Below are 9209 nucleotides of genomic sequence, written 5' to 3' on the forward strand. Positions count from 1 at the left end.
CCAAGACATGATCAAAGTGCCGAGCAGCGGGTATTTGGGCGAAGAACAAATCGTGCGCTTTACTGATAGCTATGGACGCGTCCCGGCAGCCGCCATCGGCTGACTGCCAACGGGCGCGTTTTTTGTCCGCGGCCTTTAACGAGGATTGTGGTTCATGCGCATACTCTGGACACTGCCCTACCTGCCCTGGCCCACCACCAGCGGCAGCAAGACCCGGCAATACCACCTGCTGCGTGCGCTCGCGCAGCATGGCCACCGGATCACCTTGCTGGTGCAGTCGAAGATACCGCTCAATGATGCCACCCGCGAGGCCCTCGAACCGCTGGTCGAGCGCCTGATCGTGCTGCCCCGACGGGCATTGCACAGTCCGCTCAACCTGCTCGCCTCACCGATCATCGATTACCCGATGCGCGCCATCATCAATGGCTTGGCGCCCTGCCTGCGGCATCGCTTCGAGCAGTTGCTGGACGAACCTTGGGACGTTATCCAGATTGAGCACAGCTATGGTTTTCAACCTTTTGAAAAGGCCCTGCAGGCGCGCGGCGCGCCCTACATGCTCAGCGAGCACACCCTCGAATCGGTGATGGGCGCCGCCTGCCACGACCGCTTGCCCCTGTGGCTGCGCCCGCTCAATGCGTTCGACCGCTGGCGCTACCGCCGCTGGGAGCAACGCGTGCTGCGCCAGCCCAGTGAAGTGGTAGCGGTGAGCAGCCATGATGCCGAACTGATCAGCCAGATCAGTGGGCGCCCGGTGAATGTGGTGGTCAATGGTGTGGATTGCGATTACTACCAGGATGTGCGCCCTTCTCTGCACAGCCAGCGCCTGCTGTTTGTCGGCAATTTCGAGTACGGCGCCAACTTGGAAGCTATCGAATGGGCGCTGGAAGAAATCCTTCCACAAGTCTGGATGAGCAATCCGGCGGTACGCCTGGCCATTGCCGGGCATGCCCTGCCGGCCAGCTGGAAGCTGCACTGGAACGACCCGCGCATCGAATGGGTTGGCTACCGCCCCGACCTGCGCGAACTGCAACGGCGCTCGGCGCTGTTCTTCGCACCCTTGCGCTACGCCGGCGGCTCCAAGGTGAAGATCCTTGAAGCCATGGCCGCCGGGCTACCCGTGATCACCACCGGCAAAGGTGTTTCAGGCCTTGCGGTGAACAATGGCGAGCATTACCTGGGCAGCGATGACGGCGGCCAGCTGGCCCTGCTGATCACCCAGTTGCTCAACCAACCCTGGCGCATGTGCCAACTCAGCGAAGCCGGCCGTCAGTTTGCCCGGCAGCGTCACGACTGGAGCGTGGCGGCCCAGCAATTGGAGAACGTACACATGCGCCTGACCCAGTCGGCACCTGCCGATGCCTCGCAACCCGCTGGCGCCTGGCTCGGGCGGTCAACCAAGTAGTTCGCTCAAAGGTATGAACGGCACGCTGTCACCCTGCTGTGGCGTGCTACCTTCGCGCACCTCCACCAAACCCTCGGCCCAGGCGGCGCTGCGCAGCACGCCGGAGCTTTGATTCTTGTAGATACGTACGCGACCGTTGTCGATGCGTGCGCGCAGGTACTCGCGGCGGGTACCTGCCTTGGGCCAATCGAACCCTGCGGGTACGTCGAAACGCAGTGGCGTGACCTCGGCAACGCCCTGGCGACGCAGCAGGTACGGGCGCGTCAGCAGGCCAAAGGTCACCAGCGTCGACGCCGGGTTACCTGGCAGGCCGATCACGGGGACGCCTTGATAGTGGCCAAAGGTCAGCGGCTTGCCTGGCTTGATCGCCAACTTCCACAAGGCCAGCTCGCCGGCTTCGCGCAGGGCTGCGCCGAGGTAATCGGCTTCGCCCACCGAAACGCCCCCGGTGGACAGAATCAGGTCGACATCGCCCAAGCTGGCCAGGCACTGGCGGGTGCGTACCAGGTCATCGGGAAGGATACCCATGTCGCGCACCTCGCAGCCCAGACGCTGCAACCAGCTGACCAGCAGGCGCCGGTTGCTGTTGTAGATCTGCCCTGGGCCCAATGGCAGGCCTGGCTCGACCAGCTCGTCACCCGTCGACAACACCGCCACGCGCACCCGCCGCACCACTTCAAGCTGCGCATGCCCCAGGGTCGCGGCCAGGCCCAGCTCGATAGGCCCCAGGCGCGTGCCAGCCGCCATGACCTGTTCGCCCTTGCGGGTTTCCTGGCCCTGAGGGCGCACGTTCTGGTCGAGCCTGAGCGGCTCGAGGAAGCGCACCCGGCCATCCTCGAGCACCTCGGTGTTTTCCTGCATCTCGACGCAATCGGCCCCGGCCGGAAGCGGCGCGCCGGTGAAAATCCGCGCACAGGTACCAGGCTGCAAGGGCTCGGGCGCGTGACCGGCGAAAATACGTTGGCTGACCGACAGGGGTTCACCCTGGCAATCGGCGAGGCGTAACGTATAGCCGTCCATGGCGCTGTTCGGCCAGGGCGGCAGGTCGAGCGAGGCCACCAGATCGGTTGCCAACACCCGGCCCTCGGCGTCGGCCAGCGAGACGGTCTCGACGTCCTCGATCGGCGCTGCCTCGGCCAATGCCAGCAACTGCGCCAACGCTTCCTCCATCGGCATCAGCGGCCGGGCCTGAGGCGCCTCAGCCACGGCTTTCACAGGCAGCTGCCTGCTTCAGGTGCGGGACGAAATTGCAGGGTCGATGGCGGGCATCCAGCTGCTCGGCGAGGATGCCATCCCAGCCGGTGCGCACGGCGTTGGTCGAACCCGGCAGACAGCACACCAACGTACCGTTGGCCAGGCCAGCCAGTGCCCGCGACTGCACCGTCGAGGTGCCGATATCGGCCACTGAAATCTGCCGGAACAACTCACCAAATCCTTCCACCTGCTTGTCCAGCAGGCAGGCCACGGCTTCCGGCGTACTATCGCGCCCGGTAAAGCCGGTACCGCCGGTGATCAGCACCACCTGCACCGTGTCATCGGCAATCCAGGTAGCAACCTGGGCGCGGATCTTGTACAGATCGTCCTTGAGCAGCACGCGTGCCGCCAACTGATGGCCCGCTGCGCTCAGGCGGTCGACGAACATCTGCCCGGAAGTATCGGTTTCAAAGGTACGCGTGTCGCTGACCGTCAGCACGGCAATGTTCAGCGCCACGAACGGGGTATCTGCCTTGGCTTTCATGAGTGTCCATCGCAGGGGAAAGGGATGGCCGCATTTATATCACAGGCAGCGGTGAGCAACCTCGACAGACCCAGGTCAATACCCCGGCATTGACGCTATGCTGCACTGTGAAAGGAACTTGCGCAGACGCCCCGCGTCATAAAGTCATCTAGCACCATCGCACTGGAGAAACACGATGATTCAACGGACTCTTCCCGCCTTCCTGCTCGCCCTGGGCATGGGCGCCCTCGCAGGCTGCGCTTCGCCTACCGTGATCACCCTGAACGACGGCCGTGAGGTCCAGGCAGTGGACACCCCGTCCTTTGACGAAGACTCTGGCTTCTACGAGTTCGAACAACTCGACGGCAAGCGCACACGCCTTAACAAAGACCAGATCCGTACCGTCAAAGAACTCTGATCCAGCGCCTTTTTTGAGCACGAGGTCGTGTCACTACAAGGACTTGTGCTCAAAAAAACCATGCAGTAGGATTTCGTTCATCGGAGTGTAGCGCAGCCAGGTAGCGCGTCTCGTTCGGGACGAGAAGGCCGCAGGTTCGAATCCTGTCTCTCCGACCAGATCCTGCTCAACAAAGCCCGCCATGTGCGGGCTTTTTGCTGCCTGTGATTCGGCCTATGCCGTCAGCCGCGAAGTCACTTCGCCCAGTTGCCCCGACAACCCATGCAAGCGCTGCCCGGCCTGCTCGGTATGCTGTACCGCCTCCTGGTTGGCGGTGGCGATACGGGTGATCTCGATCAGGTTGCGCGAAATGTCCTCGGCCACGCTGGTCTGCTCTTCGGCCGCCGTGGCGATCTGCCGGTTCATGTCGCGGATGGCTTCCACCGCCGTGGTGATGCGCTGCAACATCTGCCCGGCTTGCTGTACCTGCTCGGCGCCCTCCTCGCTGCGCTGCTGGCCACTTTCGATGGCCTTGACCGCCTCCACCGCCCCCGACTGCACGGCCTCGATTATCTGATGAATTTCGGCGATCGACGCCGCCGTGCGCTGGGCCAGGCTGCGCACCTCGTCGGCCACCACCGCGAAGCCACGCCCCGCCTCACCCGCGCGGGCCGCTTCGATGGCCGCGTTGAGCGCCAGCAGGTTAGTCTGCTCGGCAATGCCGCGGATCACTTCGAGCACCTTGCCGATGCGCGAACTGTCATTTTCCAGGTCGCGGATCACCGCAGCGGTATCGGCAATCTCGCGGTTCACTGCGCTAATGATGTCGATGGTCTGCTGCATCACCTGCTCCCCCGCCTGGGCGCTGTGGTCGGCATCATCGGCCGCACGCGCGGCCTCGGCGGCGTGGCGGGCGACCTCCTGGGCGGTGGCGGACATCTCGTGCATCGCCGTGGCCACTTGGTCGGTGCGCTGGAACTGGTCCTGGGTGCCACGCGCCATGTCGCCGGCGATGTTGCGTAGTTGGCCACTGGCGCCTTCCAGCTCCTGGGCATTGTCCTTGAGGCGGCCAACGGTTTCGGCCAGGAAATCACGCAGGGTGTTGGCGGCACGCGCCAGGCGACCCAGTTCATCCTCGCGTCGGCTGTCGACCCGGGCTCCAAAGCGGCCCTGGCTCAATTGCGCGACGTATTCGATCAGCTGGCCGATCGGCTCGATCAGGCTGCGGTTGACCCGCCACAGGCTGAGCAAGCCCACCAGCAGCGCCGAGCCGAGCATCACCAGCACGCCCAGCCAGACCGTGCGCTGGGCACGGGCATTGATGCTGGCAGCGCGTTCACGGGCGTCGCTGCGCAACTGCTCCACCAGCGCACTCATCTGGTCACTGGCGGCGCGGTCGACACCTTTGACGGCCAGGTCACCGGCCACGGGGTCACCTGCAGCAGCCAGGAAGGCCTGGCGACCTTGTGCGTAAGCCACGCCTAACTGGCGGTGGCTTTCACGCAACTGCTGCAACGGCACCTTGAGCTTGTCGTCACTGCTTTCGATCAGTTGCCCAAGCAGTTGCTGAACCTGCTGCTCACGCGCCTGAAACTGCTGCCAATACTTGTCCAGCTCGGCCGGTTGACGGCCGCGCAGCAGCACGTTCTTCCACTCCTGCACCTGGATCTTGAACTGCAGGTTGGCTTCGTCGATCACTTGCGAGGCGCGCAGCGGCCCATCGACCAGCTCGGCATAGCCGCGCACGCTGGAGGACAGGAACTGGAAGCACACCAGGGCGATCAGCAGTATCGCTGCCAGGCTGCCGCCAAGCAGAGCAAGAATTTGCACTCGGAGGGATTTACGCAACATCGCGGGTCTCGGGAACAAGGAAGTAGGAATCAGCGCGCCGTTGGCAGCGCCGCGACAGACATCCTTGTCCTCGTTCGCAAGGCAAAAAAAAGCTGCCATCAATCGATAGCAGCCAGTTCGAGCACTTACACAACAGTTGCAAACGATACTCTCAAGCAATTGCTACAAAAATGTTACAGATGTACAACGATTAAGCTGTGGTGAACTGCAGCGCGGCCAGGCGAGCATACAGCGGGCTTTTTTCGATCAGCTGACGATGCGTGCCCACGGCCACTACGCGCCCCTTGTCGATGACCGCAATGCGGTCGGCATGCTGCACCGTCGCCAGGCGATGGGCGATGACCAGTGTCGTACGACCAGCCATCAGGCTTGGCAGCGCCTGCTGGATCAGGTGCTCGCTCTGTGCGTCGAGGGCGCTGGTGGCCTCGTCGAGCAGCAGGATCGGCGCATCCACCAGCAACGCACGGGCAATGGCCAGGCGCTGTCGCTGCCCCCCTGAGAGGCCGACTCCGCCCTCGCCCAGCGGGGTCTGGTAACCCTGCGGCAATTGCCGGATGAATTCGTCGGCATGCGCGCCCCGTGCCGCGGCCTCGACCTCCGCCAGGCTGGCCTCGGGGCGGCCGTAGCGGATGTTGGCCTCGACCGTACCGCGAAACAGCGAAGGGTTTTGTGCGACCAGGGCGAACTGGCGGCGCAGGTCCGCCAGTGCCAGCCCGGTGATCGGCTGGCCGTCCAGCAGGATACGGCCCTGTTGCGGGTCGTAAAAACGCAGCAACAGATCGAACAGGGTCGACTTGCCCGCCCCCGACGGCCCTACAAGCGCCACGGTCTGGCCGGGCTCGATGCTCAGGCTCAGATTGTCGATCGCGGCCACCGATAGCCGCGACGGGTAGGCGAACTCCACCGCTTGCAGCTCGATACACCCGACCGCGCGCGCCCCATCCAGTGCAAGCACCTTCTCTGGCTCGACAATGCTACTGTGCGCTGCCAGCAGTTCGGCGATGCGTTCTGCCGCGCCCGCAGCGCGCTGCAGTTCACCGATCACCTCGCTGAGGGTACCGAAGGCGCTGCCGACGATCAGGCTGTAGAACACGAATGCCGCCAGTTCACCGGTGGAAATGCGCCCTGCGATCACATCCATGCCGCCCACCCACAACATCACCCCCACCGCGCCCAGCACCAGCACGATCACCAGGGTAATCAGCCAAGCCCGCTGGGCGATGCGCTGACGCGCCACGGCGAAAGCCGCTTCGACGGTACCTGCGAACAATCGGCGATCCAGCGCCTGATGGTTATAGGCCTGCACGGTCTTGATCTGCCTCAGCGTCTCGGCCACATAGCTGCCCACATCCGCCACCCGGTCCTGGCTCTGCCGCGACAGGCTGCGCACGCGGCGGCCAAACAACAGGATTGGCGCCAGCACCAATGGCAGTGCCACCACGACGATGCTGGTGAGCTTCGGGTTGGTGATGAACAGCAGCACCACGCCACCGATCACCATCAAGGCATTGCGCAGGAACATCGACAGCGATGAGCCGATCACCGACTGCAGCAAGGTCGTGTCGGCGGTCAGCCGGGACTGGATTTCCGAACTGCGGTTGTCTTCGAAAAAGCCCGGGTGCAACCCGATCAGATGATCGAAAACGGCGCGGCGGATGTCAGCCACGCAGCGCTCTCCAATCCAAGAAACCAGGTAGAAGCGGCTGAATGTCCCGATTGCCAACGCCAATACCAGCAACAGAAACAACCCGATGGTCTGGTTCAATTGGTGTGCTGAACGGGTCATGAAGCCCTGGTCCACCAACAGGCGAATGCCTTGGCCCATGGACAAGGTGATGGCGGCAGTCGCCACCAGTGCCAGCAAGGCCAGCAGTGCTTGCCGACGGTAGGGACGCAAGAATTGCCAACACAGGAGCAAGGCGCGACGCTGACGAGAAGTAACCGGTTCGGGCATGACAGTGGCCACAGCAACAGTGAGCCTGCAGCCTAGCACTCATCGGCCGTGCCGGTGGCTATAGCCCATCGTTCTAAAACGCCTCTGGAGGTTTGCCGGCGTTTCTGGTGGACTGTCAGTGTCGTGAAACCCAAGAGGAGACTGTAAATGAGTCTGCAGCAAGGCAGCGACACCCAGAAGCCCCAGAGTACTCAGCAACCGAAACCCTGCGGTTCGATCATCGACGCCCAGGGCCACGAAGTGCCGATCACGGAGCAGATGATCCAAAAAGCCTGCAAGGACCTTGAGGAAAGTCGGGTCCGGAAAGTGCGCAAGGGCTGAGCGAAGAATTGATTGCAACCCGGCGCATGCGCCGGGTTTTTATTGGCCGTCAGACCACCACGCCGCCCAGTGCACTGACCATCTGCGCCAACTGCGGCGCCTCGCCCCGCAAGCGTACCGCCAGCCCCTCGATCTCGCGCCGTGGCGGGTAATGTTTGCGCAACTGATCGAAAGCTGCACGTTGCTCGGCGGCATCGTCACTCAAGCTGCGGCGAAAATCGGCATCGTCGCGGCGCGGGTCGTACACCGCACGGCACAAGGTCGCCAGCGCCCAATCCAGGTTCGTATCAGCATCCAGCTCGATCTGCGCCAGCGGCGGCTTGGGCAGCAAATCTTTCAACTGCACGTGCTCAGGCTCACCGACAAAGCGGCACAAGGCCTGGTAGATCTGCGCCGTACCGCGCTGGCGGCCGTCCAGGCTGTAGCCGGCAATGTGTGGAGTGGCCAAGGTGCACAGGTCGGCCAGCTGCAGGTCGACTTGCGGCTCGCCCTCCCACACATCGAGCACAGCGTGCACGTCTTCGCGGTCCAGCAGCAGCTCGCGCAGTGCCGCATTGTCCACCACCGGCCCACGGCTGGCATTGATCAGCCACGCGCCGGGGCGCAGGCGCGACAGCTGCGCGTCACTCAGCAGGTGCCAGGTCGGGTACTCGCCGTCGCGTTGCAACGGGGTGTGCAGGCTGATGACATCACACTGTTCCAGCACCGTGTCGAGGCTGACGAAGTCGCCGCCCTCGACGGCTTGACGCTGCGGGTCGCAGACCAGCACCTTCCAGCCAAGGCCATGCAGTACACGCACCAGTCGGCCACCCACTTCACCAGCACCCACCACGCCATAAGTACGTTGTGGCAGCGCTACGCCATCCAGGTCGGCCAAGGTCAGCAGGCTGCCCAGCACGTAGTCGACCACGCCGCGCGCGTTGCAGCCCGGCGCGCTGCTCCAGTGGATACCCGCTTGGGAAAAGTAGGCCAGATCCAGGTGGTCGGTGCCGATGGTGCAGGTGCCGACGAAGCGCACCTTGCTGCCTTCGAGCAGTTGCCGGTCGACCTTGGTCACCGAGCGCACCAACAGCACGTCGGCCTCTTTGACGCTGGCAGCGTCGAGGCTCCTGCCAGGGTAGCGGCGGATCTCGCCGAAGCCTTCGAAGAAGGCATCGAGCAGCGGGATATTCTCGTCGGCAACTATCAGCATGGCGCTCTCCTGTCTGGGGAACGCAGTGTAGGTGCTATGGCAGGCGCGATCCAGAGTGGATCAGTCGGCTTTCTTGCGGATCCAGTACAGGTAGGTGCCCGCCTCTTCCTGTTGCTCCAACAGCTCGTGGCCAAGGAAGTTGCAGAACTTCGGGATGTCGCGACGGGTCGAGGGATCGGTGGCGATGACCTTGAGCAGGCCGCCAGCGGCCAGGTTGCGTACGTGGGTGTGCAGCATCATGACCGGTTCCGGGCAGTTCAGTCCGGTGGCGTCGAGGATGGCATCGGGGGTGAAATCAGTCATGAGGGGCTCCGCAAATGATCGCTATTGTGGCGCATCCTGTGGCGCGGACCAATACCCAGCCCCATCCCCTGC

9 protein-coding genes, 1 tRNA gene and 1 pseudogene are annotated in these 9209 nt (G+C 63.6%); 4 read left to right on the top strand and 7 right to left on the bottom strand.

The window, feature by feature from the left end; translation table 11 throughout:
• The first annotated feature begins 154 nt into the window (after positions 1-154).
• Positions 155-1402 (top strand): glycosyltransferase family 4 protein, encoded by a 1248-nt coding sequence (locus ACZ6YA_RS07415; RefSeq protein ID WP_465896488.1) that lies wholly within the window; start codon positions 155-157, stop codon positions 1400-1402.
• Here ACZ6YA_RS07415 and ACZ6YA_RS07420 read toward each other — a convergent pair.
• Together ACZ6YA_RS07420 and moaB are read right to left on the bottom strand one after the other, a co-directional pair.
• Positions 1391-2617 carry a molybdopterin molybdotransferase MoeA gene (locus ACZ6YA_RS07420; RefSeq protein ID WP_465896489.1) on the bottom strand — a complete coding sequence of 409 codons (1227 nt, stop codon included), beginning with the start codon at positions 2615-2617 and terminating at the stop codon, positions 1391-1393. The genes ACZ6YA_RS07415 and ACZ6YA_RS07420 overlap by 12 nt on opposite strands.
• Positions 2601-3140: a molybdenum cofactor biosynthesis protein B gene (gene moaB / locus ACZ6YA_RS07425; RefSeq protein ID WP_465896490.1), complete on the bottom strand. Its 540-nt coding sequence runs from the start codon at positions 3138-3140 to the stop codon at positions 2601-2603. The genes ACZ6YA_RS07420 and moaB overlap by 17 nt, the downstream gene beginning before the upstream one ends.
• A 175-nt stretch (positions 3141-3315) precedes the next feature.
• Between moaB and ACZ6YA_RS07430 the strand changes: the two genes are divergently transcribed.
• Together ACZ6YA_RS07430 and ACZ6YA_RS07435 are read left to right on the top strand one after the other, a co-directional pair.
• Entirely contained in the window at positions 3316-3537 is a 222-nt protein-coding gene (locus ACZ6YA_RS07430) for a YgdI/YgdR family lipoprotein (RefSeq protein ID WP_465896491.1), read from the top strand.
• 81 nt (positions 3538-3618) lie between these two features.
• Positions 3619-3695 (top strand) — tRNA-Pro (locus ACZ6YA_RS07435).
• 55 nt (positions 3696-3750) lie between these two features.
• On the opposite strand, the gene ACZ6YA_RS07440 is transcribed toward ACZ6YA_RS07435, so the two are convergent.
• The 3 genes and pseudogenes from ACZ6YA_RS07440 to ACZ6YA_RS07450 form a co-directional block, all read right to left on the bottom strand.
• Positions 3751-4518: a methyl-accepting chemotaxis protein gene (locus ACZ6YA_RS07440; protein WP_465896708.1), complete on the bottom strand. Its 768-nt coding sequence runs from the start codon at positions 4516-4518 to the stop codon at positions 3751-3753.
• A gap of 165 nt (positions 4519-4683) precedes the next feature.
• Positions 4684-5466, bottom strand: a pseudogene (locus tag ACZ6YA_RS07445) (methyl-accepting chemotaxis protein); the annotation flags it as partial.
• Positions 5467-5557: 91 nt separating this feature from the next.
• The gene (locus ACZ6YA_RS07450; RefSeq protein WP_465896492.1) at positions 5558-7321 is read right to left on the bottom strand and encodes an ABC transporter transmembrane domain-containing protein; all 1764 of its coding nucleotides are present in this window, start codon (positions 7319-7321) and stop codon (positions 5558-5560) included.
• A 147-nt stretch (positions 7322-7468) separates the two neighbouring features.
• Here ACZ6YA_RS07450 and ACZ6YA_RS07455 point away from each other — a divergent pair, with 147 nt between their 5' ends.
• A complete protein-coding gene (locus ACZ6YA_RS07455; RefSeq protein ID WP_465896493.1) occupies positions 7469-7642 on the top strand; it encodes a PA1571 family protein in 174 nt (57 codons plus the stop codon).
• 49 nt (positions 7643-7691) lie between these two features.
• Here ACZ6YA_RS07455 and pdxB read toward each other — a convergent pair whose 3' ends face one another.
• Positions 7692-8834: a 4-phosphoerythronate dehydrogenase PdxB gene (gene pdxB / locus ACZ6YA_RS07460; RefSeq protein ID WP_465896494.1), complete on the bottom strand. Its 1143-nt coding sequence runs from the start codon at positions 8832-8834 to the stop codon at positions 7692-7694.
• A 60-nt stretch (positions 8835-8894) separates the two neighbouring features.
• Positions 8895-9137 carry a sulfurtransferase TusA gene (gene tusA / locus ACZ6YA_RS07465; RefSeq protein WP_403132828.1) on the bottom strand — a complete coding sequence of 81 codons (243 nt, stop codon included), beginning with the start codon at positions 9135-9137 and terminating at the stop codon, positions 8895-8897.
• Positions 9138-9209: the final 72 nt, after the last annotated feature.

It is taken from the genome of Pseudomonas sp. NPDC090752 (assembly GCF_055584805.1).

Coding starts and splice junctions, on each gene's coding strand:
- tusA (WP_403132828.1), bottom strand. CDS start 9,137: ATGACTGATTTCACCCCCGATGCCATCCTCGACGCCACCGGACTGAAC.
- ACZ6YA_RS07440 (WP_465896708.1), bottom strand. CDS start 4,518: ATGGCGCGTGGCACCCAGGACCAGTTCCAGCGCACCGACCAAGTGGCC.
- ACZ6YA_RS07415 (WP_465896488.1), top strand. CDS start 155: ATGCGCATACTCTGGACACTGCCCTACCTGCCCTGGCCCACCACCAGC.
- moaB (WP_465896490.1), bottom strand. CDS start 3,140: ATGAAAGCCAAGGCAGATACCCCGTTCGTGGCGCTGAACATTGCCGTG.
- ACZ6YA_RS07430 (WP_465896491.1), top strand. CDS start 3,316: ATGATTCAACGGACTCTTCCCGCCTTCCTGCTCGCCCTGGGCATGGGC.
- ACZ6YA_RS07450 (WP_465896492.1), bottom strand. CDS start 7,321: ATGCCCGAACCGGTTACTTCTCGTCAGCGTCGCGCCTTGCTCCTGTGT.
- pdxB (WP_465896494.1), bottom strand. CDS start 8,834: ATGCTGATAGTTGCCGACGAGAATATCCCGCTGCTCGATGCCTTCTTC.
- ACZ6YA_RS07455 (WP_465896493.1), top strand. CDS start 7,469: ATGAGTCTGCAGCAAGGCAGCGACACCCAGAAGCCCCAGAGTACTCAG.